Source organism: Thauera aromatica (assembly GCF_023093595.1).
In the GTDB taxonomy this organism is placed as follows: domain Bacteria; phylum Pseudomonadota; class Gammaproteobacteria; order Burkholderiales; family Rhodocyclaceae; genus Thauera; species Thauera aromatica_A.
Genome location: NZ_JALLIK010000110.1, coordinates 109,185 through 134,968, shown reverse-complemented (window position 1 = coordinate 134,968; position 25,784 = coordinate 109,185). Strand labels below are relative to the sequence as shown.

General features: G+C 67.9%; 25 protein-coding genes. 21 read left to right on the top strand and 4 right to left on the bottom strand.

The genetic code is table 11. The annotated features are described in order from the left end of the window. Positions 1 to 2: 2 nt before the first annotated feature. The 14 genes from MXC99_RS16120 to MXC99_RS16055 all read left to right on the top strand — a co-directional run bounded on the left by MXC99_RS16120 (position 3) and on the right by MXC99_RS16055 (position 14,178). A complete protein-coding gene (locus tag MXC99_RS16120) occupies positions 3 to 1,217 on the top strand; it encodes an NADH:ubiquinone reductase (Na(+)-transporting) subunit B (protein ID WP_247726434.1) in 1,215 nt (404 codons plus the stop codon). Further along, positions 1,207 to 1,998 carry a Na(+)-translocating NADH-quinone reductase subunit C gene (locus MXC99_RS16115; protein WP_247726433.1) on the top strand — a complete coding sequence of 264 codons (792 nt, stop codon included), beginning with the start codon at positions 1,207 to 1,209 and terminating at the stop codon, positions 1,996 to 1,998. The genes MXC99_RS16120 and MXC99_RS16115 overlap by 11 nt, the downstream gene beginning before the upstream one ends. A gap of 2 nt (positions 1,999 to 2,000) precedes the next feature. Then, on the top strand, positions 2,001 to 2,669 hold the full coding sequence (locus tag MXC99_RS16110) for an NADH:ubiquinone reductase (Na(+)-transporting) subunit D (protein WP_247726432.1): 669 nt from the start codon (positions 2,001 to 2,003) through the stop codon (positions 2,667 to 2,669). A 1-nt stretch (position 2,670) separates the two neighbouring features. After that, entirely contained in the window at positions 2,671 to 3,279 is a 609-nt protein-coding gene (gene nqrE, locus MXC99_RS16105) for an NADH:ubiquinone reductase (Na(+)-transporting) subunit E (protein WP_247726431.1), read from the top strand. 15 nt (positions 3,280 to 3,294) lie between these two features. Continuing rightward, positions 3,295 to 4,518, top strand: a complete 1,224-nt coding sequence (gene nqrF / locus MXC99_RS16100) for an NADH:ubiquinone reductase (Na(+)-transporting) subunit F (RefSeq protein WP_247726430.1) — start codon at positions 3,295 to 3,297, stop codon at positions 4,516 to 4,518. A gap of 104 nt (positions 4,519 to 4,622) precedes the next feature. Continuing rightward, positions 4,623 to 5,423, top strand: coding sequence for an enoyl-CoA hydratase/isomerase family protein (locus MXC99_RS16095; protein ID WP_247726429.1), 801 nt, complete (start codon positions 4,623 to 4,625; stop codon positions 5,421 to 5,423). Between the two features lie 148 nt (positions 5,424 to 5,571). Further along, positions 5,572 to 5,952 carry a RidA family protein gene (locus MXC99_RS16090; RefSeq protein ID WP_247726428.1) on the top strand — a complete coding sequence of 127 codons (381 nt, stop codon included), beginning with the start codon at positions 5,572 to 5,574 and terminating at the stop codon, positions 5,950 to 5,952. Positions 5,953 to 5,976: 24 nt separating this feature from the next. After that, positions 5,977 to 8,031, top strand: coding sequence for an ATP-dependent DNA helicase RecG (gene recG, locus MXC99_RS16085; protein ID WP_247726427.1), 2,055 nt, complete (start codon positions 5,977 to 5,979; stop codon positions 8,029 to 8,031). A 99-nt stretch (positions 8,032 to 8,130) separates the two neighbouring features. Next, positions 8,131 to 9,003, top strand: a complete 873-nt coding sequence (ubiA, locus tag MXC99_RS16080) for a 4-hydroxybenzoate octaprenyltransferase (protein ID WP_247726426.1) — start codon at positions 8,131 to 8,133, stop codon at positions 9,001 to 9,003. Positions 9,004 to 9,286: 283 nt separating this feature from the next. Next, entirely contained in the window at positions 9,287 to 10,672 is a 1,386-nt protein-coding gene (locus tag MXC99_RS16075; protein ID WP_247726569.1) for a Fic family protein, read from the top strand. Between the two features lie 82 nt (positions 10,673 to 10,754). Continuing rightward, positions 10,755 to 11,000: a hypothetical protein gene (locus MXC99_RS16070; RefSeq protein WP_247726425.1), complete on the top strand. Its 246-nt coding sequence runs from the start codon at positions 10,755 to 10,757 to the stop codon at positions 10,998 to 11,000. Between the two features lie 208 nt (positions 11,001 to 11,208). Beyond that, positions 11,209 to 12,036 carry an orotidine-5'-phosphate decarboxylase gene (gene pyrF, locus MXC99_RS16065; RefSeq protein ID WP_247726424.1) on the top strand — a complete coding sequence of 276 codons (828 nt, stop codon included), beginning with the start codon at positions 11,209 to 11,211 and terminating at the stop codon, positions 12,034 to 12,036. 98 nt (positions 12,037 to 12,134) lie between these two features. Beyond that, positions 12,135 to 13,631: a 4-hydroxy-3-polyprenylbenzoate decarboxylase gene (ubiD, locus tag MXC99_RS16060; protein WP_247726423.1), complete on the top strand. Its 1,497-nt coding sequence runs from the start codon at positions 12,135 to 12,137 to the stop codon at positions 13,629 to 13,631. 127 nt (positions 13,632 to 13,758) lie between these two features. Next, complete coding sequence (locus MXC99_RS16055; RefSeq protein ID WP_247726422.1) at positions 13,759 to 14,178, top strand: DUF4870 family protein; 420 nt, start codon at positions 13,759 to 13,761, stop codon at positions 14,176 to 14,178. A gap of 12 nt (positions 14,179 to 14,190) precedes the next feature. On the opposite strand, the gene MXC99_RS16050 is transcribed toward MXC99_RS16055, so the two are convergent. After that, on the bottom strand, positions 14,191 to 15,705 hold the full coding sequence (locus MXC99_RS16050; protein WP_247726421.1) for a D-alanyl-D-alanine carboxypeptidase/D-alanyl-D-alanine-endopeptidase: 1,515 nt from the start codon (positions 15,703 to 15,705) through the stop codon (positions 14,191 to 14,193). 135 nt (positions 15,706 to 15,840) lie between these two features. On the opposite strand from MXC99_RS16050, the gene MXC99_RS16045 reads away from it, so the two are divergent. Then, a complete protein-coding gene (locus tag MXC99_RS16045; protein WP_247726420.1) occupies positions 15,841 to 16,197 on the top strand; it encodes a hypothetical protein in 357 nt (118 codons plus the stop codon). 2 nt (positions 16,198 to 16,199) lie between these two features. Here MXC99_RS16045 and lysA read toward each other — a convergent pair whose 3' ends face one another. Together lysA and lptM are read right to left on the bottom strand one after the other, a co-directional pair. Further along, positions 16,200 to 17,495 (bottom strand): diaminopimelate decarboxylase, encoded by a 1,296-nt coding sequence (gene lysA, locus MXC99_RS16040; RefSeq protein WP_247726419.1) that lies wholly within the window; start codon positions 17,493 to 17,495, stop codon positions 16,200 to 16,202. Then, positions 17,492 to 17,665, bottom strand: coding sequence for an LPS translocon maturation chaperone LptM (lptM, locus tag MXC99_RS16035; RefSeq protein ID WP_247726418.1), 174 nt, complete (start codon positions 17,663 to 17,665; stop codon positions 17,492 to 17,494). The genes lysA and lptM overlap by 4 nt, the downstream gene beginning before the upstream one ends. Before the next feature lie 45 nt (positions 17,666 to 17,710). Between lptM and cyaY the strand changes: the two genes are divergently transcribed. Then, a complete protein-coding gene (gene cyaY / locus MXC99_RS16030; protein WP_247726417.1) occupies positions 17,711 to 18,037 on the top strand; it encodes an iron donor protein CyaY in 327 nt (108 codons plus the stop codon). A 27-nt stretch (positions 18,038 to 18,064) separates the two neighbouring features. Here the strand turns inward: cyaY and MXC99_RS16025 are convergent, their stop codons facing one another. Next, positions 18,065 to 20,503 (bottom strand): penicillin-binding protein 1A, encoded by a 2,439-nt coding sequence (locus MXC99_RS16025; RefSeq protein WP_247726416.1) that lies wholly within the window; start codon positions 20,501 to 20,503, stop codon positions 18,065 to 18,067. A gap of 177 nt (positions 20,504 to 20,680) precedes the next feature. On the opposite strand from MXC99_RS16025, the gene MXC99_RS16020 reads away from it, so the two are divergent. From MXC99_RS16020 to pilQ, 5 genes are read left to right on the top strand one after another with little or no spacing between them, the layout of a single operon-like run. Continuing rightward, complete coding sequence (locus MXC99_RS16020; RefSeq protein WP_247726415.1) at positions 20,681 to 21,757, top strand: pilus assembly protein PilM; 1,077 nt, start codon at positions 20,681 to 20,683, stop codon at positions 21,755 to 21,757. Then, complete coding sequence (locus tag MXC99_RS16015) at positions 21,754 to 22,344, top strand: PilN domain-containing protein (RefSeq protein ID WP_247726414.1); 591 nt, start codon at positions 21,754 to 21,756, stop codon at positions 22,342 to 22,344. Before MXC99_RS16020 ends, MXC99_RS16015 begins: the two co-directional genes overlap by 4 nt. Then, entirely contained in the window at positions 22,341 to 23,057 is a 717-nt protein-coding gene (locus tag MXC99_RS16010) for a type 4a pilus biogenesis protein PilO (RefSeq protein ID WP_247726413.1), read from the top strand. Before MXC99_RS16015 ends, MXC99_RS16010 begins: the two co-directional genes overlap by 4 nt. Then, complete coding sequence (locus MXC99_RS16005) at positions 23,054 to 23,572, top strand: pilus assembly protein PilP (protein WP_247726412.1); 519 nt, start codon at positions 23,054 to 23,056, stop codon at positions 23,570 to 23,572. Before MXC99_RS16010 ends, MXC99_RS16005 begins: the two co-directional genes overlap by 4 nt. Beyond that, positions 23,569 to 25,737 (top strand): type IV pilus secretin PilQ family protein, encoded by a 2,169-nt coding sequence (pilQ, locus tag MXC99_RS16000; protein WP_247726411.1) that lies wholly within the window; start codon positions 23,569 to 23,571, stop codon positions 25,735 to 25,737. The genes MXC99_RS16005 and pilQ overlap by 4 nt, the downstream gene beginning before the upstream one ends. Positions 25,738 to 25,784: the final 47 nt, after the last annotated feature.

The following is a 25,784-nucleotide window of genomic DNA, read 5'->3' as shown; positions in this document are numbered from 1 at the left end:
GTATGAGTCTGCGCTCCTGGCTCGACAGCATCGAGCATCATTTCGACAAGGGCGGCAGGTACGAGAAGTTCTACGCCCTGTTTGAAGCCATCGACACCGCCCTGTACAAGCCGGCCAGTGTCACCCGCAGCACCGCGCACGTGCGCGACGGCCTCGACCTCAAGCGGATGATGATCACGGTCTGGCTGTGCACCTTCCCGGCGATGTTGTTCGGGATGTGGAACGCCGGCTACCAGGCCAACACCATCCTCGCCGCCAACTCCGGGCTGATGGCGGCGCAGGAAGGCTGGCGCTTCGGCCTCATCGGTGCGCTGGCCGGGTTCGACCCCGGCAGCCTGTGGGATAACTTCGTTCATGGCGCGGCCTACTTCCTGCCGATCTATCTGGTCACCTTCATCGTCGGCGGCTTCTGGGAAGTGCTGTTCGCCGCCGTGCGTCGCCACGAGGTCAACGAGGGCTTCTTCGTCACTTCGGTGCTGTTCGCGCTCACCTGCCCGCCGTCGATCCCGCTGTGGCAGGTGGCGTTGGGGATCAGCTTCGGCGTCGTGATCGGCAAGGAAGTGTTCGGCGGTACCGGCAAGAACTTCCTCAACCCGGCGCTGACCGGGCGCGCCTTCCTGTTCTTCGCCTATCCGGCGCAGATGTCGGGCGACGGGGTGTGGACCACGGTGGACGGCTACACCGGCGCCACCGCGCTGTCGCAGGCCGCCGCCGGCGGCATCGACCAGGTGGTGGCGAGCGGCCTCACCTGGACCGACGCCTTCCTCGGCTTCATGCCCGGCTCGATCGGCGAGACCAGCACCCTGGCGCTGCTGATCGGCGGCGGCGTGCTGCTGCTGATGAAGATCGCCTCGTGGCGGATCGTCGCCGGGGTCATGCTCGGCATGATCGCGATGAGCCTGGTCTTCAATTCCGTCGGCTCGGACACCAACCCGATGTTCTCGATGCCCTGGCACTGGCACCTGGTCGTCGGTGGCTTCGCCCTGGGGATGATGTTCATGGCCACCGACCCGGTGTCGGCATCGATGACCGACACCGGCAAGTGGATCTTCGGCGCCCTGATCGGCGTCATGGTGGTGCTGATCCGGGTGGTGAACCCGGCCTTCCCCGAAGGGATGATGCTGGCAATCCTGTTCGCCAACCTGTGTGCGCCGCTGATCGACCATTTCGTGGTCGCGGCCAACATCAAGCGGAGGCTCGCGCGTAATGTCCAGTAAGAAGGAATCGACCGTCCGCACGCTGCTGGTGGCGCTCGCGGTCAGTCTGGTCAGTTCGATCTTCGTCGCCGGCGCGGCGGTGTCGCTGAAGCCGGTGCAGATCGAGAACCGCCAGCTCGACAAGCAGCGCAGCATCCTGGCCATCGCCGGGCTGGGCGGGGCGGGCATGTCGGCACGCGAGGTCAAGGAGCTCTTCGCCCGCCGCATCCGCGCGAAAGTGGTCGATCTGGAAAGCGGCGAATACACCGAGGCCTACGATCCGGCGGTGTTCGACCCGCTGAAGGCGGCCCGGGACCCGAAGCTGTCGACCGCCCTGGCGGGCGAGCAGGACATCGCGCTGATCAAGCGCCGCGAGCGCTTCACCACCGTGTACCTGGTGGAGAAGGACGGCGCGCTCGACACCCTGATCCTGCCGGTGCGCGGCTACGGCCTGTGGTCGACGCTGCACGGCTTCATGGCGGTGAAGGCGGATCTCAATACCGTGGTCGGCTTCGGCTTCTACCAGCACGCCGAGACGCCGGGCCTGGGCGGCGAAGTCGACAACCCGAAGTGGAAGGCGCTGTGGCCGGGCAAGACCCTGTTCGATGCGGCCGGCAAGCCGGTAATCCGCATCGTCAAGGGCGGCGTCGATCCGGCGAGCGCGGACGCCGGTCACCAGGTCGATGCCCTGGCCGGCGCCACGCTGACCAGCAACGGCGTCGATCGTCTGCTTCAATTCTGGCTCGGCGAGCAGGGCTTCGGCCCCTACCTCGCCCGGCTGCGTAGCGCACAGGGGGCCTGATCATGTCCAAACCCACCGTCAAGGAAGTCCTGCTCAACCCGATTTTCCACAACAACCCGATCGGCCTGCAGATCCTCGGCATCTGCTCGGCGCTGGCGGTCACTTCGAACCTGCAGACGGCGCTGGTGATGTCGATCGCGCTGACCCTGGTGACCGGGTTCTCGAGCATGTTCATCTCGATGATCCGCAGCCAGATCCCGGGGTCGATCCGCATGATCGTGCAGATGGTGATCATCGCCTCGCTCGTGATCGTGGTCGACCAGATCCTCAAGGCCTATGCGTTCAGCCTGTCCAAGCAGCTGTCGGTGTTCGTCGGCCTGATCATCACCAACTGCATCGTGATGGGCCGCGCCGAGGCCTTCGCGATGCAGAACCCGCCGGGCCTGTCCTTTTTCGACGGTATCGGCAACGGCCTTGGGTATAGCGCGATGCTGCTCACGCTGGGGGTGATCCGCGAGCTGCTCGGTGCAGGCAAGCTGTTCGGCGTCGAGATCATTCCGCTCGCCAAGGATGGCGGCTGGTACGTGCCCAACGGCCTGCTGCTGCTGCCGCCGTCGGCGTTCTTTCTGATCGGCCTGATCATCTGGGCGCTGCGCACCTGGAGGACCGAGCAGGTCGAGAAGCCCGCGTTCCGGATGGCGCCGCAGGTGATCACCAAGGAGGCCTACTGAGATGGAGCATTACATCAGCCTCTTCGTGCGTGCGGTGTTCATCGAGAACATGGCGCTCGCCTTCTTCCTCGGCATGTGCACGTTCATCGCCATCTCGAAGAAGGTCGAGACCGCGATCGGCCTCGGCATCGCGGTGGTCGTGGTGCAGACCATCACCGTGCCGGCCAACAACCTGATCTACACCTGGCTGCTGCGCGACGGCGCGCTCGCCTGGGCCGGCCTGCCCGACGTGGACCTGTCCTTCCTCGGCCTGCTGTCCTACATCGGCGTGATCGCGGCGATCGTGCAGATCCTCGAAATGCTGCTCGACAAGTACGTGCCCAGCCTCTACAACGCGCTCGGCGTGTTCCTGCCGCTGATCACGGTCAACTGCGCAATCATGGCCGGTTCGCTGTTCATGGTCGAGCGCGACTACACGCTGGCCGAGAGCACGGTGTACGGCATCGGCTCGGGGGCCTCGTGGGCGCTGGCGATCGCGCTCCTTGCCGGCATCCGCGAGAAACTCAAGTACAGCGACGTGCCCGCGGGGCTGCAGGGCCTGGGCATCACCTTCGTCACCATCGGGCTGATGTCGCTGGGCTTCATGTCCTTCTCCGGCGTGCAGCTGTAAGGAGGCAATGAACGCATGAATACCGAAATCATCCTCGGCATCGGCATGTTTACCGCGATCGTGCTCGCGCTCGCGGTCTTCATCATCGTTGCCCGTTCGCGGCTGGTGGCCAGCGGTGACGTCACCATCGACATCAACGGCGAGCACAAGCTCATCGTCCCCGCCGGCGGCAAGCTGCTCCAGACCCTCGCCGGCAACGGCCTGTTCCTGCCTTCGGCGTGCGGCGGCGGCGGCACCTGCGCCCAGTGCAAGTGCATCGTCAAGGAGGGCGGCGGCTCGATGCTGCCCACTGAGGAATCGCACTTCACCAAGCGCGACGCCCGCGCCGGCTGGCGCCTGTCGTGCCAGACTCCGGTCAAGCAGGACATGAAGATCCAGGTCCCGGAAGAAGTCTTCGGGGTCAAGAAGTGGGAATGCACGGTCGAATCGAATCCCAACGTCGCCACCTTCATCAAGGAGCTGACCTTGCGCCTGCCGGAAGGCGAGAGCGTGGATTTCCGCGCCGGCGGCTATGTCCAGCTCGAGTGCCCGCCGCACGTGGTCAAGTACGAGGACTTCGACATCGAGGACCGGTTCCGCGGCGACTGGGACAAGTTCAACCTCTGGCGCTTCGTCTCCAAGGTCGATGAAACCGTGATCCGCGCCTACTCGATGGCGAACTACCCGGACGAGAAGGGGGTGGTGAAGTTCAACATCCGCGTCGCCTCCCCCCCGCCGGGGCGCGACGACATTCCGCCGGGCAAGATGTCGTCCTGGGTGTTCGGCCTCAAGCCGGGCGACAAGGTCACGGTGTATGGCCCGTTCGGCGAGTTCTTCGCCCGCGACACCGACCACGAGATGGTGTTCATCGGCGGCGGCGCCGGCATGGCGCCGATGCGCTCGCACATCTTCGATCAGCTCAAGCGCCTGCACAGCACGCGCAAGATCACTTTCTGGTACGGCGCGCGCTCGATGCGCGAGGCCTTCTACGTGGACGAGTTCGACAAGCTGGCCGCGGAGAACCCGAACTTCACCTGGCACCTGGCGCTGTCCGATCCGCTGCCCGAGGACAACTGGACCGGCTACACCGGCTTCATCCACAACGTGCTCTATGAGAACTACCTCAAGGACCACCCGGCGCCCGAGGATTGCGAGTTCTACATGTGCGGCCCGCCGATGATGAACGCCGCGGTGATCAAGATGCTGCTCGATCTCGGCGTCGAGCGCGAGAACATCATGCTCGACGACTTCGGCGGCTGAGTCCCGCGCCGGGCGCGTCGGCCTCGCCTCTCCGGCGCCCCCGCCGCCGTGCCCGTGCCCGCCGTGTCGAACGCGGGCGCGGGCATTTTTATTCGAGGATCTTCATGGCCGGAACCGTACTGCTCGACGTCCGCGACGATGTCGCCACCCTCACCCTGAACCGCCCCGCCGCGCTCAACGCGCTGTCGGTGGAAATGATGCAGGACCTCGGCGCCGCCGTGCGCGAACTGGGAGCACGCCATGATTTTGGCGTGGTGGTGATCGCCGGCGCCGGCGATCACTTCATGGCCGGCGGCGACCTGAAGGATTTCGCCCGCCACTTCAGCCTGTCGAAAGAGAGCCGCCAGGCGGCGTTCCGCGCGCTGATCGAGCAGCACGTCAATCCGGTGATCGACACCCTGCAGCGCCTGGAGCAGCCGGTGATCGCCCGCGTGCGCGGGGCCTGCGCCGGGTTCGGCCTGTCGCTGATGGCCGGCTGCGATTTTGCCGTCGCCGCGGACAACGCCTTGTTTACCACCGCCTATGTCGGCATCGGCCTGCCCGGCGATGGCGGCGCGTCCTACTTCCTGCCGCGTATCGTCGGCCGCCGCCGCGCCGCCGAGCTGCTGCTGCTGGGCGAGCGCTTCGACGCCGCCGAAGCGCTCCGCCTCGGGCTGCTCAACCGGGTCGCCGCGCCGGCCGAACTCGATGCCGAAGTCGCGCGCCTGGCCGCCCGCCTGCTGGCCGGGCCGCGCCGCACCCAGGCCGAGATCAAGCGCCTGCTACTCGATTCGCACGACGCCTCGCTGCAGGCCCAGCTGCAAAGCGAGGCCGAAGCGTTCGGTCGCTGTTCCGCGGATGCGGATTTCGTCGAAGGCGTCACCGCCTTCCTCGACAAGCGCAAGCCGCAGTTCAAGGGCGGCTGAAGGCGGCCGGGCCGGGTCGGGTCGGGTCGGGCCTCTCTCCCACCGCCCGCTCCGGTGGCGATGCGCACGACCGCACGGGGGGATTGCCGGCGTGCAGGAAGGAGGGCCCGGTTACAATGCCCGCTTTCTCATCCCCGAGGTTCATGTCATGGCCCGAAGCATCGTCTCCACCCCCAACGCCCCCGCCGCGATCGGCCCCTATTCCCAGGCCGTGAAGGCCGGCAACCAGGTTTTCCTGTCCGGTCAGATCGGCCTCGATCCGGCGACGATGCAGCTGGTCGAGGGCGTCGAGGCCCAGGCCGTGCGCGTGTTCGACAACCTGAAGGCGGTGGCCGAGGCGGCCGGTGGTTCGTTTGCGGACGTCGTCAAGATCACCATCTACCTCACCGACCTGGGCAATTTCGGCACCGTTAATGAAGTCATGACGCGCTATTTCGCCGAGCCCTACCCGGCGCGCGCCACCGTCGGTGTGCGCGAACTGCCGCGCGGCGCGCTGGTCGAGGCCGACCTGGTGCTGGTGCTCGACTGACAGGCGGAAAGCGGGGCGCCGGGCGTGGCCGGAGCGGAACAGGGCTGGAGCGGAGTCGGTGGCGCGCTTGCCGCGCGGCTGGCAAAGCTCGACCTGCTCCGCCCGCGCGATCTGCTGCTCCACCTGCCGTTGCGCTACGAGGACGAGACCCGGCTGACGCCGATCGCCGCGCTGCGCCCCGGTTTTCCGGCCCAGATCGAGGGCGAGGTGGCGTCCTGTGAAGTCGTGCTCCATCCGCGCCGCCAGCTCGTCGCCCGCGTGCGCGACGCCACCGGCATGGTGGCCGCACGCTGGCTGCATTTCTATCCCTCGCACCAGAAGCAGCTTGCCGTCGGCCGCCGCGTGCGCCTGTTCGGCGAAGTGCGCGGCGGTTTCTTCGGCGACGAGATGGTGCATCCGCGGGTGCGCGTGGTGGCAGCGGACGAGGGCCTACCCGAGGCGCTGACGCCGGTGTACCCGACGACCGCCGGGGTCGGCCAGGCGACCTTGCGCAAGCTGGTGGAGCGCGCCCTGTGCAGCGAAGCGCAGGATGAACTGCTGCCGCCATCCTGGCGTGCGCGCCTCGATCTGCCCGGCTTCGCCGCTGCGCTGCGCGAACTCCACCATCCGCCGCCCGATGCCGACCCGGTGACCCTCGAGCGGCGCGCGCATCCGGCCTGGCGGCGGATCAAGTTCGAGGAGCTGCTGGTCCAGCAGCTGTCGCTGCGCCGTGCCTATCTGGCGCGCCGTGCGCGCGCCGCGCCGCCGCTGCCGCGACGCGGCACGCTGGGCGCCGGCCTGCTCGCGGCGCTGCCGTTTCGCCTCACCGCGGCGCAGGCGCGCGCCGTGGCCGACATCGCCGCCGACCTCGCCGCGCCGCACCCGATGCAGCGCCTGCTGCAGGGCGACGTCGGCAGCGGCAAGACCCTGGTCGCCGCGCTGGCGATGCTGCAGGCGGCGGAAAACGGCTGGCAGGCGGCGATGATGGCGCCCACCGAGATCCTCGCCGAGCAGCACTGGAAGAAGCTCGCCGCCTGGCTGGCGCCGCTCGGGCTGGAGGTGGCCTGGCTGTCGGGCAGCCGCAGAAAGCGCGCGCGCGAGGCCGAACTCGCGCGCCTCGCGCGCGGCGAAGTGCTGCTCGCGGTCGGCACCCACGCGCTGATCGAAGATCCGGTGATCCTGCCGCGGCTGGCGCTCGCCGTCGTCGATGAACAGCACCGCTTCGGTGTGCGCCAGCGCCTGGCGTTGCGCGAGAAGGGGGGCGCGGACCCGGCGCTGCGCCCGCACCTGCTGATGATGTCGGCGACGCCGATCCCGCGCACCCTGGCGATGACCCATTACGCCGACCTCGACGTCTCGGTGCTCGACGAGCTGCCGCCCGGGCGCACTCCGATCCGCACCCGGCTGGTGTCCGAGGCGCGCCGCGACGAGGTCGTCGCCCGTCTGCGTGCGGCATGCGCGGGCGGGCGCCAGGCCTACTGGGTGTGCCCGCTGATCGAGGACTCCGAAGCCCTGCAGCTGCAGACTGCGCAGGAAACCTTCGACGCTCTCGCCGCGGCGCTGCCCGAACTGCGCGTCGGCCTCGTTCATGGTCGGCTGAAGGCCGATGAGAAGTCCGCGACCATGACCGCGTTCGCCGCCGGCGCGCTGGACGTGCTGGTCGCCACCACCGTGATCGAAGTCGGCGTCGATGTGCCCAACGCCAGCCTGATGGTAATCGAGCACGCCGAACGCTTCGGCCTCGCCCAGCTCCACCAGCTGCGCGGTCGGGTGGGGCGCGGCGCGGCCGAATCGGAGTGCATCCTGATCTTCGCCCGGCCGCTGTCGGAAGCCGGCCGCGCGCGGCTGAAAGTGATCTACGAGCACACCGACGGCTTTGTCATTGCGCGGGAGGATCTGCGCATCCGTGGTCCGGGCGAGTTCGTCGGCGCGCGCCAGAGCGGGGTGCCGCTGCTGCGCTACGCCGACCTCGAAGCCGACGCCGCGCTGATCGAACCCGCGCGTGAGCTCGCCGAGCACCTCCTGAGCCATGAGCCTGCCCTCGCGCAGGCGCTGATGACGCGTTGGCTGGGTGGGCGCGAAGCCTTGCTGCGCGCCTGAGCGAGGGGGGCGGCAGGTTTCGGTCGACGGCTCGGCTCGATTGCCATGCAGCCTTGCGGGCGCGGTATCATCGGCCGGTTTTTCCCGGGAGCCGGATCGATGACGCTGACCGACAAATTACCCCTCTACGCCCGCCTGATGCGGATCGACAAGCCGATCGGCACCCTGCTGCTGCTGTGGCCGACGCTGTGGGCGCTGTGGTTCGCCGCCGACGGCTGGCCGCCGCTGCATATCCTGGCGATCTTCGTCGTCGGCACTTTCCTGATGCGCTCGGCCGGCTGCGTGGTCAATGACTACGCCGACCGCGGCTTCGACGGCCACGTCGAGCGCACCAAGAGCCGCCCGCTGGCGACCGGCGCGGTGAGCGGGCAGGAAGCCCTGCTGCTGGCGAGCGCGCTCGCGGCGATCGCCTTCGTCCTGATCCTGCCGCTCAACCCACTGGTACGCTGGCTGTCGTTGCCGGCGCTGTTCCTCGCCGTGAGCTACCCGTTCACCAAGCGCTTCTTCGCCATTCCTCAGGCCTATCTCGGCATCGCCTTCGGCTTCGGCATCCCGATGGGGTTCGCCGCGGTGCTCGGCGAGGTGCCGGCGCTGGCCTGGCTGATGCTGCTCGCCAACATCCTGTGGGCGATCGCCTACGACACCGAGTACGCGATGGTCGACCGCCCCGACGACCTCAAGATCGGCATCAAGACTTCGGCGATCACCTTCGGCCGCTTCGACGTCGCCGCGGTGATGGGCTGCTATGCAGCCGCCTTCGCCCTGCTCGCCCTGGCCGGCGCCCTCGCCGGCAGCGGTCTGCCCTTCTACCTCGGGCTGCTCATCGCCTGCGGCCTCGCGCTCTACCACTACACCCTGATCCGTGGCCGCGAGCGTGCTCCCTGCTTCAAGGCCTTCCTGCACAACAACTGGGTCGGCGGGGCGATCTTCGCCGGCATCTTCATCGACGACCTGCTGCGCCGGCTGCATTGAGCCGGGGCCGCTGCGCAGCCAGCCGGGCTCCGGCGGGGAGAGTGACATCGTGCCCGAAGCACTCCGGCCCCCCCTGCGGCGGCCCCCGCACCCCGGCGAAACCCTGCGCGAGGATGTTTTGCCGGCGTTGGAATTGACGGTCACCCAGGCGGCACAAGAACTCCTTGAGTGCCTGGGAGAGATTGCGCGACACAATCGAGTGTCGCGATAATGGTATCGCGACACTCGATCCCGTTTGGTGTCGCAATTTAGGCGGTGCGCGACAGGAAGAACCGTGGCCAGAATGATCCCGACAGAGACTTACGAGGCTGTTCTTGAAGCCATCGCTCGCTTTCCCGACGGCGCCAGCATCGAGCAGATTGAAGAAAACCTGTCTGCGCCGCCTAGCCGTCGAACGCTGCAGCGCTGGCTCAACAGCCTGATTGCTCAGGAGCGAGTGCGTCGTGAAGGCCAGGGCCGCGCGGTCAAATATCTGCGTGGCAAGGTGGTCAGGGGGCAGGGAAATGTCGTCCTGACGATAACTGCAACCGCTCACGCAGAAATCCTGATTCCCCTATCACCTGAAGCGAAAGCGGTCGAGAAACAGGTCCGGCAACCCTTGGCGCAGCGCACGCCCGTTGGCTACAACCGCGCATTTCTGGATGACTACCGACCCAACGAAACCTACTACCTCAGCGAAGTGATTCGAGACGAACTGCTATCAAAGGGTCAAGCCGTCAGCAGCAATGAACCTGCGGGAACCTATGCACGGCAACTGGCCAATCGTCTGCTGATCGACCTCTCCTGGAACTCCAGCCGACTGGAGGGCAACACCTATTCCCTTCTGGAAACCGAACGATTGATTTCGGCTGGCGAGGCCGCATCAGGTAAGGATGCACTCGAAGCGCAGATGATTCTGAATCACAAGGAGGCCATCGAATTCTTGATCGACTCGGCCGGGGAGATTGGCTTCAACCGCTATACCCTGCTCAACCTGCACGCCTTGCTGTCCGATAACCTGCTGGACGACCCCACCGCCAGTGGCCGCTTGCGCACGATTGCCGTTGGCATTGGCCGGACCACATTCCTGCCGCTGGAAGGGCCACAACGGATCGAGGAGTGTTTTGACCAGGTGCTGGATACGGCCGCTGCCATACGAGACCCCTTCGAACAGGCGTTTTTTGCCATGGTGCATTTGCCGTATTTGCAGCCCTTTGAGGATGTCAATAAGCGGGTTTCCCGCCTGGCTGCCAATATTTCGCTGATTCGGCGCAACCTCTGCCCGCTGTCCTTCGTCGATGTCTCGCAGACAACTTACATCAGCGCCATGTTGGGTATCTATGAACTCAATCGCATCGAGTTGTTGCGCGACGTCTTTGTATGGGCCTACAAACGATCCTGCGCGCGCTATTCTGCTGTGCGCCAGTCGCTGGGCGACCCTGATCCCTTCCGTTTGCAGCACAGGCAGCGCATCACTCAAGTGGTCGCGACCGTGGTTCATGAAAAACTGAGCAAACCACAGGCAATCAGCCATATCCACCACTTTGCGCAGGAGCGGATCGAGGCACCGGATCGCGAACGATTCATTGAAGTGGTCGAGACCCAACTGCTCAGTCTTCACGAAGGCAACATTGCCCGATATCGCCTAAGGCCCAGTGAATTCCATGCTTGGCGCGAGGTCTGGAAATGAATCCGCCGTCATCTGCGCAACCCTTCGCCGCGTGGCCGGTCAACGGTGAGCGGGCAGGTGCCCGCACACCAGGAGAGCCACAATGAAAATCCGCTATCCGCTGTTGGCCGCGCTGGCCGTGCTGTCTTCATCGGCGGCGTTCGCCTTCCACTGCCCCGCCGACATGAAGAAGATCGACGAGGCGCTGTCGATGAAGCCGGCGCTCAGCGCCGAACAGCTCGCCGAAGTACAGAAGCTGCGCGCCGAGGGTGAAATGCTTCACCAGGCCGGCAAGCACCAGGAGTCCGTCGATACGCTGGCCAAGGCGATGAAGATGCTCGGCATCTGAGCGCAGCGCGCCTCTCGCCCGCGTCGCCGCTGGGCGTCCGCCATCTGGTGCGCGGGGAGGGCGGGGCGTTTGCCGAGCGCCTTGCGCGTGCTCGTCGGCGCGACTTTTCCCATCCCTTGTCCTCCCCTCCGGGCGCCGTGCGGCGATGCGCTCCCGGGCGGCGATCCGGCTTATCATTCAGCCCGCACCCAACCCGGACTCTTCTCCCATGCATTTCATGAGCGCCCTTCGCGCCGCGTGGCAGCAGCGCGACAGCCTGCTGTGCGTCGGCCTCGACCCCGATCCGGCCCGCTTCCCCGCCCACCTCGAGGGGCGCGCGGACGCCGTCTTCGAGTTCTGCAAGGCCATCGTCGATGCCACCGCCGACTTCGTGTGCTGCTTCAAGCCGCAGATCGCCTACTTCGCCGCGCAGCGCGCCGAGGACCAACTCGAAGCCCTGATCGCCCACATCCACGAGCGCCATCCGGCCACCCCGGTGGTGCTCGACGCCAAGCGTGGCGACATCGGCAGCACTGCCGGGCAGTATGCGGTGGAGGCGTTCGAGCGCTACCGGGCGGACGCGATCACGGTCAATCCCTACATGGGGCGCGATTCGGTCGAGCCCTATCTGGCTTACGCTGACAAGGGCGTGATTTTGTTGTGCCGCACCTCCAACCCCGGCGGCTCCGACCTGCAGTTTCTTGAGGTCGGCAGGCCCGGCGGCGGGGTGGAAAAACTCTACGAGCGCGTCGCCCGCCTGGTCGCCGAGGACTGGAACGCGAGCGGCAATTGCGGGCTGGTGGTTGGCGCCACCTTCCCCGACGAGATCGCCCGCGTGCGCGCGCTCACCGGCGAGATGCCGCTGCTCGTGCCGGGGATCGGCGCCCAGGGCGGTGACATCGCCGCGACCGTGGCCGCCGGGCGCAGCGCCGACGGCACCGGGCTGATGATCAACTCCTCGCGTGCGATCCTGTACGCCGGAGCGGACGAGGACTTCGCCGCCGCCGCCCGCCGCGCCGCGCTCGACACCCGCGACGCGATCAACGCCCACCGCTGAACCCGCGGCGGCGCGCCGCGGGCCGGTGCGCCGCCGCCCGCGTCTGCCGGCTGCCGGCGTCCTTCCCCACCTCTTCCGCCCCCCGTCCGAGACTCCGCATGAAATACGACGATCTGCGCGACTTCCTCACCCAGCTCGAAGCCCGCGGCGAACTCAAGCGCATCACCGCGCCGGTCGACACCCACCTCGAGATGACCGAGATCGCCGACCGCGTGCTGCGCGCCGGCGGCCCGGCGCTGCTGTTCGAGCAGCCGGTGACGCAGGGCGTGGCCCAGGCCATTCCCGTGCTCGCCAACCTGTTCGGCACGCCGCAACGGGTGGCGATGGGGATGGGCGAGGAGGTCGACGGCGCCGCCGGCGACTGGCGCACGCCGCTGCGTGAAGTCGGCAAGCTGCTGTCCTTCCTCAAGGAGCCCGAACCGCCGAAGGGGCTGAAGGACGCCTGGGAGAAGTGGCCGGTGTTGAAGCAGGTGCTCAACATGACGCCGTCGGTGCTGCGCTCCGCCCCCTGCCAGCAGGTGGTGTGGGAAGGCGATCAGGTCGATCTGGCGAGGCTGCCGATCCAGCACTGCTGGCCGGGCGATGCCGCGCCGCTGATCACCTGGGGGCTGGTGGTGACGCGCGGGCCGCACAAGAAGCGCCAGAACCTGGGCATCTACCGCCAGCAGGTGATCGGTCGCAACCGGGTGATCATGCGCTGGCTGGCGCATCGCGGCGGCGCGCTCGACTTCCGCGAACACCAGCTCGCCCACCCCGGTGAGCCCTTCCCGGTGGCGGTGGTGCTCGGCTGCGATCCGGCGACCATCCTCGGCGCGGTGACGCCGGTGCCGGACACGATCTCCGAATACCAGTTCGCCGGCCTGCTGCGCGGGGCGAAGACCGAGCTGGTACGCTGCCTCGGCTCCGAGCTGCAGGTACCGGCCTCGAGCGAAATCGTCCTCGAAGGCGTGATCCACCCCGGCGACATGGCGCCCGAAGGCCCCTACGGCGACCATACCGGCTACTACAACGAGGTCTCGGAGTTCCCGGTGTTCACGATCGAGCGCATCACCATGCGGCGCGACCCGATCTACCACAGCACTTATACCGGCAAGCCGCCCGACGAGCCGGCGATGCTCGGCCTGGCCTTGAACGAGGTCTTCGTGCCGTTGCTGCAGAAGCAGTTTCCCGAAATCGTCGACTTCTACCTGCCGCCCGAAGGCTGCTCCTACCGCCTCGCCGTGGTCAGCATCCGCAAGCAGTACCCGGGCCATGCCAAGCGCGTGATGTTCGGGATCTGGAGCTTCCTGCGCCAGTTCATGTACACCAAGTTCATCATCGTGGTGGACGACGACGTGGACATCCGCGACTGGAAGGAGGTGATCTGGGCGCTGACCACGCGCATCGACGCCACCCGCGACACCACGCTGGTCGACAACACCCCGATCGACTATCTCGACTTCGCCAGCCCGGTCGCCGGGCTGGGGAGCAAGATGGGGCTGGATGCGACCAACAAGTGGGCGGGCGAAACAAACCGCGAATGGGGGCGTCCGATCGTCATGGACGAGGCGGTCAAGCACCGGGTCGACGCGCGCTGGGCCGAGTTCGGCTTGTGAAGTGGGTGTGCGCGAAGGCCGCCCCGGGGTATCGTTGCGGCGAATGCGCCGGAGCGGGCCATAGGGTCCGGGCGGCTGCCGGCCCGGCGGACTTTCCATTCCATCCCGAGCGGAGGCTCTTCTGCCCATGAACTATCCCGAACCTTCCCCCCCGCCCCTGCAGGCCGGCCAGCCGAGCGAGAACATGGTCACCGTCGCCCATCTGGTCTATGCCCTGCACGCCTTCGCGGTGTTTTCCGGGGTCGTCGGCTCGGCGACCATCGTCGGCAGCTTCATCGCCAGCCTGCCGTCGATCGCCGCGGTGGTGCTGAACTACTGGAACCAGGCCGCGGTGCGCGGTACCTGGCTGGAGAGCCATTTCCGCTGGCAGATCCGCACTTTTTGGTTCGCCGTGCTGTGGGTCGCGCTGGCGGTGCTGATGGTGCTCACCGTGATCGGCTTTCCGTTCGCGCTGCTGGTCGTCGCCCTGCTCGGTCTGTGGGTGGTGTACCGGGTGGGGCGCGGCTGGTGGGTGCTGGCCGGGCGGCGCACGCTGCCGATGCGCTGAGCGGCGGGCCGCCTATGGCGCCCCGTTGGCCCACAGCCATTCGAGCAGCGCGTCCTGGGCGGCGGCAGCGCTCGCGGCTTCGGGGTGGGCGACCATCATCACCACCGCGTGGCGGCGGCCGTGGCGGTCGAGCAGGTAGCCGGCCATCGTCCGGACGCCGTCGAGGGTGCCGGTCTTGATGTGGGCGTGGCCGCGCGCCGGGCTGGCGGCCAGGCGCCCGCGGGCGGTGCCATCGACGCCCGCAAGCGGCAGTGCGGCGAGGAATTCCGGCATCCACGGCCGCCGCCAGGCGGCGAGCAGGAGCTGGCCCAGGCTGTCGGCGCGGATGCGCTCGATACGCGACAGCCCGGAGCCGTTTTCGATCACCAGCCCGGTCGTGTCGATCCCGGCGGCGGCGACCAGGGCCACGGCCGCGCGGGCACCGCCGGCGACCATGTCCGGCACCGGCGACCGATCCCCGGGCGTCGCCGGGGGGAGGGTGGTGTCCGCCTCAGCGTCGCCGATTGTGCTGTGCGCGCCGAGGGTGGCGAGGAGCTGGCGGGCGATGACGTTGCTCGACCACTTGTTCATCTCGCGCACGACTTCGGCGAGCGGCGGGGAGTCGTCGCCGAGCAGTTCGCGGCTGGCGGTGGGCAGCACCCCGGGGCGCACCCTGCCGTCCACCCTGCCGCCCGCTTCGGCCCACAGCCCGGCCACCAGGGCGATGCCGAAGTCGGCCGGCGGCAGCGGCGCCGCGCTCCATGTGCGGGGTCCGCAGGCGGCCGGCAGGCTGCCGCTCAGCACCAGGCGGGGGCCGGCTTCGAGGCGGGCCTGGAGGTCGCCGTACCACAGCCCGCAGGGCGCGTCCGAGGTCAGGATGCGGTTGTCGATGACGACGCCGGCGAGCGGCGGTTCGGCGGCGAGCGCCACCGGTTCGCTGGCGGCGCGGCCCGGGAACAGGCCGAGGAGCACGGTGTTGTACTGCAGCAGCAGGCCGTGCGGGCCGCTGTTGTAGGGGCGCAGGCCGCGGCCGTCGAAGGCGTCGGGGTCGTGCGGCGGCAGGCGCAGCGCCGAGGCGTCGAGGACGATGTCGCCGGCGATGTGCTTGATGCCGAGCGCGCGCAGCCGGCGCAGCAGCTTCCACAGGCGCTCCTGGCCGAGCATCGGGTCGGCGCCGCCCACCAGGTAGAGGTCGCCGTGCAGCACGCCCTCGCGCAGCGTGCCGCTGGCGGCGATCCGGGTGCGCCAGGTGTGAGCCGGGCCGAGCCGTTCGAAGGCGGCGAAGGCGGTGACCAGTTTCATCACCGAGGCCGGGTTCATCGGCTGCGCGGCGTTCAGGGTGAGGACGGGTTGCTGTCCATCGACCGGCTGCGCCCAGACCGCAGCCGCCGCGGCGGGGATGCCGGCGGCGCCGAGCGCGAGCGCTACCGGTGGCGGCAGGGGGCCGTCGGCGAGAGCCGGGCGCTGGAGGCCTGGTGCCAGAACCAGGGTCAGGGCCAGGGCGGCGAGCAGACGCTGGAAGGCTATCGGCGATAAGTCGAATTGCATATGCAGGTTTCCTGAGCAGGATGCGCCGCAGGGGGGTAGAATCCCTGCCTTCGGCGCTCCGGTGAGAGCGCCATTTTAGCTGCAGCAGCGACCGACGATGCCGGCTCGGGGCGCGGCCAGAGGACGGGAAAGAGCATGAGTGGATTCGGGCACTACGATCAAACTGCACAGGCGCTCGAACGGGAAATCCGCCGTTACGCCAGGGTGATCAACCTCGACTGGGACGACACGGCGCGTCTGCGGACACTGGCGCGCGAGGCGCTGAGCTGCTCGCCGGCATGCCGTATCGGCCTGTTGCGCCACCCGGATCTGATGGAGCGGAGCAAGGGGGAATTTTTCGCGCTTTCCGAGCTGATGCTGGTCACCATGCGCCAGAGCGCGCAGATCGGGGTGCACACCCGTGGCGGGCCGGCGTGGAAGGCGTTCGGGCGGGCGCTGTACGAGGAGGCGGAGAATCTGCCGGCTCGTGCCGCCGCGCCCTCCCTGCCCTGAGTTCAATCCAGCGCTTTTTCCCCGGCGTAAAGCTCGGTCACGGTCTCGCGCGCGCGCACCAGGTGCGCGCTGCTGCCGTCGACGATGACTTCCGCGGCGCGCGGCCGGGTGTTGTAGTTCGAGCTCATCGTCATGCCGTAGGCGCCGGCCGAAAGGAGGGCGAGGAGGTCGCCCTCGGCCACCGCGAGGCTGCGGTCGTGGGCGAGGAAGTCACCGCTTTCACAGATCGGGCCGACGATCTCGTAGCGCTGCGCCGCCGTCGCACGCGGTGCCACCGCCACTACTTCGTGCCAGGCGTCGTACAGGGCGGGGCGGGCGAGATCGTTCATCGCCGCGTCGACGATGGCGAAGTTCTTCGTCTCGCCCGGCTTCAGGTATTCGATGCGGGTCAGCAGCAGGCCGGCGTTGCCGACCAGCGAGCGCCCGGGCTCGAAGCACAGTTCCTGCGTGCAGCCCTCGAAGGCTTCGAGCAGCGGAGCGAGGTAGTCGGCGACGGCGGGCGGAGCCTCGTCGCGGTAGCGGATGCCGAGGCCGCCGCCGAGGTCGACATGGTCGAGGGCGATGCCGTCGGCGGCGAGCCGCTCGACCAGCCCGCGCACTTTGTGCGCGGCCTCGGCCATCGGCGCCGGGTCGAGCAGCTGCGAACCGATGTGGCAGGCGACGCCGGTGACGCGCAGGTTGGACAGCGCCGCGGCGCGCCGGTAGAGGGCGTGGGCGTCGGCGAAAGCGACGCCGAACTTGTTGCCCTTGAGACCGGTGGAAATGTAGGGGTGGGTCTTCGGGTCGACGTCGGGATTGACCCGCAGCGCGACCGGTGCGCGGGTGCCGAGCGCGCCGGCCACCGCATCCAGGCGTTCGAGTTCGGCGGCCGACTCGACGTTGAAGCAGCGGATGCCGGCCTGCAGGGCCTGGCGCATTTCGGCACGGGTCTTGCCGACGCCGGAGAACACCACCTTGCCGGCTTCGCCGCCGGCCGCCAGGACGCGTGCCAGCTCACCGCCCGAGACGATGTCGAAGCCGGCGCCGAGGCGGGCGAACACCGACAGGATGCCGAGGTTGGAGTTGGCCTTCACGGCATAGCAGACGAGCGCGCGGCGCCCGGCGAGAGCTTCCTGCCAGCCGGCGAAAGCGGCTTCCAGCGCGGCTTTCGAATACACGTAGGTCGGCGTGCCGAAGCGGGCGGCGAGCTCGGCGAGGGCGAGGCCTTCCAGCCACAGTGCGCCGTCGTGCGCGTGCAGGGTGGGCACGGGCCAGGAGGGGCGTGCTGCGGTCGGGGGGAGCGGGGCGGGGGGATTCATTCGATCAGAGGCTCGGGAATCAGGTCCGGCGGGATGATGGGTTTGCTATGATCGGCGCCCGGTTCCGGCTGGCCGGTGGTGGCGGGCGCGGGGAGGTAGAGCGGCCCCTTGATGCCGCAGGCCGTCAGTAGCGCGCAGGCAAGCGCGATCGCAGGAAAGTGGGCTCGCATCGCCGTCGTTCGCAAAAAACCGGAATCCTAACAGAAGGAGTCAGCATGGAAGAGTCTGCATTCAATGCCCTGGCCGAGGCCGAGCTCGCCCGCATCGAGCATGCGCTGGAAGACTGCGGCGTGGACATCGACATCGAGCCCAAGCCCGGCGGCGTGCTCGAGCTCGAGTTCGCCAATGGTACGAAGATGATCCTCAACCGCCACACCGCGGCGCGCGAGATCTGGGTCGCGGCCAAGTCGGGAGGCTTTCACTTCCGTCCCGAAGGCGGGCGCTGGGTCAATACCCGGGACGGCACCGAGCTGTGGACGATGCTCGCGGCGCTGCTCGGGGCGCAGGCGGGAGAAGCGATCGACCTGCAGCCGCCGGCCTGAACCGGCGGCGCCGGGCGCAGCCTGCGGTCAGCGCCGGATCGGCACCGGCGCGCGCTCTTCGACCGGTGCCGGAGCCTGCGCCGGACGCGGCAGCGGATGCGCAGCGGCCGCCGGGGGAAGCGCCGGAATCGCTTCCTCGGGCGCTTCCATCGGGGCGTGGAGGATCTGCCTGGGCTTGTCGCCGGCGAACAGCTGCTCGAGCCAGCCCGGTGCCGGCGCCGGTTCGGGCGGGGCGTACTCGGCGTAGTGGTAGTCCTGCCCGCTGTGCAGGCCGTTGTCGACCAGGAGCAGGCCGTCGGGGCGGGGGCGCTGCACTTCGGGGACGCCTTCGAGCGCGCTGCCCATGTAGTCGATCCAGATCGGCAGCGCGGCGGCGCCGCCGGTCTCGCCGCGGCCGAGGTTGCGCGGCTGGCTGTGGCCGACCCAGGTGACGGCGACGAGCTCGGGGTGGTAGCCGCAGAACCAGGCATCGACGTAGTCGTTGGTGGTGCCGGTCTTGCCGGCGAGATCGCCGCGCTTGAGGCTGCGCGCCCGGGTCGCGGTGCCGTGTTGGACGGTGTCGCGCATCATCGAATCCATCAGCCAGGCATTGCGTGCGTCGATCACCCGGGGCGCGCTGCGCCCGGCGACAGGAGGGTCGATGCGGGCGATCAGCCGGCCTTCGTTGTCGTAGATTTCCTTCACCACATAGGGCTCGACGCGGTAGCCGCCGTTGGCGAACACCGCGTAGCCGGCGGCCATCTCCCACGGGGTCGCGGTGCCGGCGCCGAGCGCCATGGTCAGGTAGGGGGGGTGACGGGCGGCGTCGAAGCCGAAGCGGGTGATGTAGTCGCGCGCGTATTCGGGCGTGATCCGCTCCAGCAGACGGATCGACACCATGTTCTTGGAGCGCGTCAGCGCCTCGCGCAGCGTCATCGGGCCGGCGTATTTGCCGTCGTAGTTCTTCGGCTCCCAGTCCTGGCTGCCGGTGACGCCGGCGGGGTAGTACAGCGGCTCGTCGGCAAGTACGTCGCCGGGGCCGAAATGGCGTTCGAGCGCGGCCGAGAAGATGAAGGGCTTGAAGCTCGAGCCCGGCTGGCGCAGCGCCTGGGTGACGTGGTTGAACTTGGTGCGGTCGAAATCGAAGCCGCCGACCAGGGCGCGCACTGCGCCGCTGTGTGGATCGAGCGACACCAGCGCGGCCTGCACTTCGGGCAGCTGGGCGAGTTCCCAGTCGCCCTTGCCGGTGTCGCGCAGGCGCACGATTGCGCCGCGGCGGATACGCCGGCTCTGCGGCGCCTTGTCGGCCAGCATCGGTGCGGCGAAGCGCAGGCCCTTGCCCTCGATGCGGAATTCGCGCCCGCGGCGATAGACGGTGACCTCCTTCGGCGAGGCTTTCAGCACCAGGGCGGCGAGCAGGTCGCCGTGGTCGGCGGTGTCGCCGAGCAGTTCATCGAAGCGTTCGGCGCTGGTTTCGTTCGCCGCCAGGTCGACGAAGGCTTCCGGGCCGCGGTAGCCGTGGCGGCGGTCGTAGTCGAGCACCCCCTTGCGCAGCGCCGCGTAGGCCGCTTCCTGGTCCTTGCGCGTGACCGTGGTGACGATGCGGATGCCGAGTTCGTAGGCTTGCTCGCCGAACTGCTCGACGGCGATCTGGCGCGCCATCTCGGCAACGTGCTCGCCGCCGGCGACGAACAGGTCCTGCTGCCGGCGTACCGCGGTGCTGTCGCGCTGCCCCTGCTTCGGCGTGGCGAAGGTCAGCGCGTGCTCGTACTGGGACGGGTCGATCAGTCCGGTCTCGAGCATGCGTCGCAGCACGTATTGCTGGCGTACTGCGGCGCGCGCCGGATTGACGACCGGGTTGAAGGCCGACGGCGCTTTCGGCAGGCCGGCGAGCATCGCCGCTTCGGGCAGGGTCAGCTCGTCCAGGCGCTTGCCGTAATAGGCGCGTGCGGCCACCGCGAAGCCGTAGGCGCGCTGGCCGAGGTAGATCTGGTTGATGTAGAGCTCGAGGATCTGGTCCTTGGACAGGTTCTGCTCGATCTTGAGTGCGAGCAGGATCTCGTACAGCTTGCGGTTGTAGGTCTTTTCGCGCGTCAGGAAGAAGTTGCGCGCGACCTGCATGGTGATCGTCGACGCCCCCTGGCTGCGGCCGCCGGAAGACAGATTGGCGAGCGCGGCACGCACGAGCCCCATCAGGTCGATGCCCGGATGTTCGTAGAAGCGCTCGTCTTCGGCGGCGAGGATCGCATGCTTGAGCACCGAGGGCACTTCGGCGATGCGCACCACGTCGCGCCGCTCTTCGCCGAACTCGCCGAGCAGGTGGCCGTCGGCGGTATAGACGCGCAAGGGGACGCGCGGCCGATAATCGGTCAGGGTGTCGAGGGCGGGCAGGTTCGGCCAGGCGAACAGCGCCATCGCTGTCAGCGTGGCAAGGCCGAGAATGATCAGCGCGAACAGCGCTCCGACCGGATACAGGACCCAGCGCATGGGCAATCCAGGGGGGTGTGGAACGGGCGAGCATTATAAAGGATGCATCCGGGCGCAGCTGTGAGCGGACATTATCCGCGGCGGACTTCGCTTTACACTGCCCCCGGCTTGTTGCTAGCATCCTTGGACCCGGTCAAGGTGTTGATCGTAACATGAAGAAATTCAAGGGTTTTCTTTGTGATTGACCTCCCGTTCTTCAGCTCGGCGACACGCCAGCTTGCCGGACTCGATATTTCGTCTTCATCGGTAAAGCTGGTCGAGCTGTCCGGGACCGACAAGGACGCTTACAAAGTCGAGCGTTACGTGATCGAGCCGCTGCCGCGCGACACCGTCGCCGATGGCAACATCGTCAAGCTCGAACCGCTCGGCGAAGCGCTCAAGCGCGCGTTGCGCCGCTTTGGTCCCGGCATACGCAATGTCGCCGTGGCGTTGCCGTCCTCGTCGGTCATCACCAAGAAGATCGTCCTCCCCGAAGGTCTGCGCGAAGCCGAAATGGAGTTCGCCGTCGAGGCCGAGGCCAACCAGTACATTCCGTTCGCCCTCGACGAAGTCAATCTCGATTTCCAGGTGATCGGCCCGGCGCCCGGCGCTCCGGGAGAGGTCGAAGTGATGATCGCGGCTTCGCGCAAGGACAAGGTCGAAGACCGCGTCGCCGCGGCCCAGGCCGCCGGGCTCAGGGCCGTGATCGTCGATGTCGAGTCGCTTGCCATCGAATCCGCGCTCGAACTCGTGTGCCGGCGGCTGCCGGGCGGCGGCGAGGATCGGGTGATCGCCCTCGTCGATGTCGGTGCGAACGTGATGAACGTCACCATGTTCCGCAACCGTCAGTCGGTGTACACGCGCGAGCAGGCTTTCGGCGGTTTCCAGCTCACCCAGGACATCGCTCGCCACTACGGCGTCGGCCTGGACGAGGCCGAAGCCGGCAAGCGCGCCGGGTCGCTGCCCGAGACCTATCCGCGCGAGCTGATGCGCCCGTTCATGGACAGCCTCGCGCTCGAAGTGTCGCGCGCACTGCAGTTCTTCTTCACTTCCACCCAGTTCAACCGGGTCGATCACGTCATCCTCGCCGGCGGCTGCGCGGGGATGCCGGGGCTGGTTGAAGTGGTGGCGGCGCGCACCCAGGTTCCCACCGAGGTCGCCAATCCGTTCGCGGGCATGACGCCGGGCGAGCGGGTGCGCCCGCGCAACCTGCTCGCCGATGCGCCTTCGCTGATGGTGGCCTGCGGCCTCGCGCTGCGGAGGTTCGACGCATGATCCGCATCAACCTGCTGCCGCATCGCATCGAAAAGCGCCGCCAGCGCCGCCAGCAGTTCTATCTGCTGGCGGGGGCGATGGCCGTGCTCGGTGTGTTGATCGGCCTGCTCGTCCATGTCCTGTACGATCTCAGGGTCGAGCGCCAGGACGCGCGCAACGCTTTTCTCAAGACCGAGATCGCCCGCCTCGACCAGGACATCGCCGAAATCCGCCGCCTGCGCGAGCAGATCGACGCCATGCTCGCGCGCAAGCAGGTGATCGAAGCCTTGCAGAGTACGCGTGCCGAAACCGTGCATCTGTTCAACGAACTGGCGCTGAGCCTTCCCGAGGGGGTGTATCTGAAATCGGTCAAGCAGAGCGGCCGGCGTGTCACCCTGGCCGGCTTCGCCCAGTCCAACGCGCGCGTGTCGCACCTGATGCGCAACCTCGATGCTTCGGCCTTTCTCGAGCAGCCGGTCCTGATCGAGACCAAGGCCGCCACCGAAGAGAGCCGCCGGGTCAGCGCATTCACCCTCGGTATCGGCATCGTGCCGCCGCAGGCCGAAACACCCGAACCGCCCCGCGGCGGCAAGGGGGGGGCGAAATGAAGCGCCTGCTGTCGCGTAAGGCCTCTGCGCCCGCCCCGGTCGCACGCAAGCGCCTCACCCGCGCCGACTTGCAGCGCCTGGCGCAGGACTTCAAGGACCTTGATCCGAACGACCCCGGCCTGTGGCCGCTCGCGCCGCGGCTGGCGGCGGCGCTCGCGGTGCTGCTCGCCACGGTCGCCGCTTTCTGGTGGTTCGACTGGCGGAGCCAGGCCGAGCGCCTCGAGCGCAGCGTGGCCGAAGAGCTGCAGCTGCGTGAAAACTGGGTGGCGAAGAAGCGCCAGGCGGTCAATCTGGACGAGCATCGCCGCCAGCTGGCCGAGATCGACCGCCAGTTCGGCGCGCTGCTCAAGCAGTTGCCGAACCGGGCGGAGATGGATTCCCTGCTGTCCGACCTCAATCAGGCCGGCCTGGGGCGCGGCCTGCAATTCGAGCTGTTCAAGCCGGGGGCGGACCTGGTCAAGGAGTTCTATGCCGAAATGCCGATCGATATCCGCGTCACCGGCGGCTATCACGAGCTGGGTGAATTCGTCAGCGACATCGCGCGCCTGCCCCGGATCGTCACGCTCAACGACATCGCGCTGAAGGCGGGCAAGGACGGTCGGCTCGAGTTCGAGGCGAAGGCGGTGACGTACCGCTACCTCGACGAAGAGGAGCTGGCGCAGCAGCGCCAGGCGGCACAGGCTGAACAGGCCGCGCGAGGGAAGAAGAAATGAACAAGGCGGGAGTGCTCGCCGCCTGCCTGGTGCTGGCCGGCTGCGCGGGCGGAGAACAGGACGATCTCCAGCCCTGGATGGAGGCGCAGGTGCGCGGCATGCGCGGCGCCGTGCGTCCGCTGCCCGAGCTGCGGCCCTTCCCGGTGGTGGGGTATGCCGGCGAACAGGGCGACGATCCGTTTCGCAGCGCGCGCATGGCGCCGCAGCGGGTGTCGGGCAGCAGCGCGGGGCCGGACATGAACCGCCGCCGCGAGCCGCTCGAAGGCCATGCACTGGAGACGCTGCAGATGGTCGGGGTGCTGACCCGGGACGGGGTCACGCATGCGCTGATCCGCGCCGGCAACGCGCTCCACCAGGTGCGGCCGGGCAATTACATGGGGCAGGATTTCGGCGTCGTCATCCGGGTCACGGAAAACGAGGTGACGTTGCGCGAGCTGGTCGAGGACGTTTATGGCGACTGGGTCGAGCGCACCCGTTCGCTGATACTGCAGGAGCGGCAGGAGGCCGGAAAATGAAACACCGTATCGGAGTGCTGCTGCTGGTGGCCGCTTGCGCAGGCCTTGCGCCTGCGGCCGCCGTGCGCGCGCAGGAGGCGGAGCAGGTCCGGCCGTCGGGCAACCGCATCGAAGGGCTGGAAGTCGCCGAGCAGGGCGGCGCGCTTTATGTCCGGGTGAGCCTGAAGGAGGCGCTCACCGACCTGCCGCCCAGCTTCAGCGTAGCCGAGCCGGCGCGCATCGCTTTCGACTTCGCCGCCACCGTGAATGCCCTCGGGCGCAGCGTGCAGCGCGTCGAGCAGGGCGATCTGCGCAGTGCCGACATCGTGCAGGTCGGCGACCGCACCCGCCTGGTGCTGAACCTGGTCAAGATCAGCCCCTACGAGGCGCGCATCGAGGGGCGCGACCTGGTGATCGCGATCTCGCCACCGCGCCTCCCGGCGGCGCAGGCGAGCACGCTTCCGGCGCCCGAGGGCAACTTCGCCGAGCCTTCCGCGGCGGCGGGGGTCGCCGTGCGCGACGTCAGCTTCCGCCGCGGCAGCGAAGGCGAAGGGCGGGTGGTGGTCGACTTGTCGAGCGCCGACGCCGGGATCGACATCCGCCAGCAAGGCGGCGGCCTGGTGGTCGATTTTCTCCAGGCGGCGCTGCCCGAGCACCTGCGCCGGCGTGCCGACGTCACCGATTTCGCCACGCCGGTGACTTCGATGAGCACGCAGCAGCTCGGTGATCGCGTGCGCCTGACCGTAACGCCGAACGGCCTGTGGGAGCACAACGCCTACCAGAGCGATACGCGCTTCGTGCTCGAGGTCAGGCGGGTCGTGGAGGACCCGAACAAGCTGGTGCAGGGTTCGCGCGGCCAGTTCCAGGGCGAAAAGCTGTCGCTGAACTTTCAGGACGTGGATGTGCGCTCGGTGCTGCAGGTGATCGCCGACTTCACCGACTTCAACATCATCACCTCCGACTCCGTCCAGGGCAGCCTCACCCTGCGCCTGAAGGACGTGCCCTGGGACCAGGCGCTGGACATCATCCTCCAGGCCAAGGGCCTGGACATGCGCAAGAACGGCAACGTGATCTGGATCGCTCCGGGCGAAGAGCTCGCCGCGCGCGAGAAGCAGCAGCTGGAAGCGAAGGCGCAGATCAGCGACCTCGAACCGCTGCAGACCGAAAGCTTCCAGATCAACTACCACAAGGCCAAGGAGATCTTCGATTTCCTCAAGAGCAAGGACCAGACCATGCTCTCCAAGCGCGGCACGGTCGTCGTCGACGAGCGCAGCAACAAGGTCTTCGTCACCGACGTCGGCTCGCGCCTGCAGGCGCTGCGCCGGCTGGTGCAGGAGATCGACGTCGCGCCGCGCCAGGTGCTGATCGAGGCGCGGATCGTCGAGGCGAACAAGACCTTCGCCCGTGACCTGGGAGTGCGCCTGGGTTTCGGCAGCCGTGGATACGCTTCGCTCGGCAACGGGGCGAAGATCGGTTTCGGCAACTCGGAGTTCGTTTCCCTGGTTCCCGACGAAGAAACGGGGGGGGTGAAGATCGACCGCACGGGCGACTACCCGATCACCGACATGATGCAGATGGTCGGTGAGTCGGTGAAGGTTGGTGGCGGCGATTTTATGCCGAAGGGTTACGGTGCGCTGAACCTGACGCTGTTCAACAAAGGCCTGACCCGCTTCCTCAACCTCGAGCTGCAGGCGCTCGAATCCGACGGCCGGGGCCGGATCGTGTCCAGCCCGCGGGTGCTGACCGCCAACCAGGTCGAGGCCTCGATCGAGCAGGGCACGGAGATTCCCTATCAGGAAGCGACCAGCTCGGGTGCGACCAATGTCGAGTTCAAGAAGGCCGTGCTGTCGTTGAAGGTGAAGCCGCAGATCACTCCCGACGGCCGGCTGCAGCTGGCGATCGAGGTCAACAAGGACCGGCCGCTGTACGAGAACATGCTGCTCGGCGTGCCGCCGATCGAAACCAAGAACGTCAAGAGCGAGGTGCTGATCGAGAACGGCGGCACCGTCGTCATCGGCGGGATTTACGAGGAAGAGGAAGCCAGCGGCGTCGACCAGGTGCCGCTGCTGGGCGATATCCCGGTCGTGGGCAACCTGTTCAAGTCGCGGACCACCGTATCCAACCGCAAGGAGCTGCTCGTGTTCATCACTCCGCGCATCGTCGCCGACGCGCTGACCCTGCGGTAAGCCCTCCGCTCTGCTGATACAATGCCCGGGCGGGCCTCCCGAGAGGG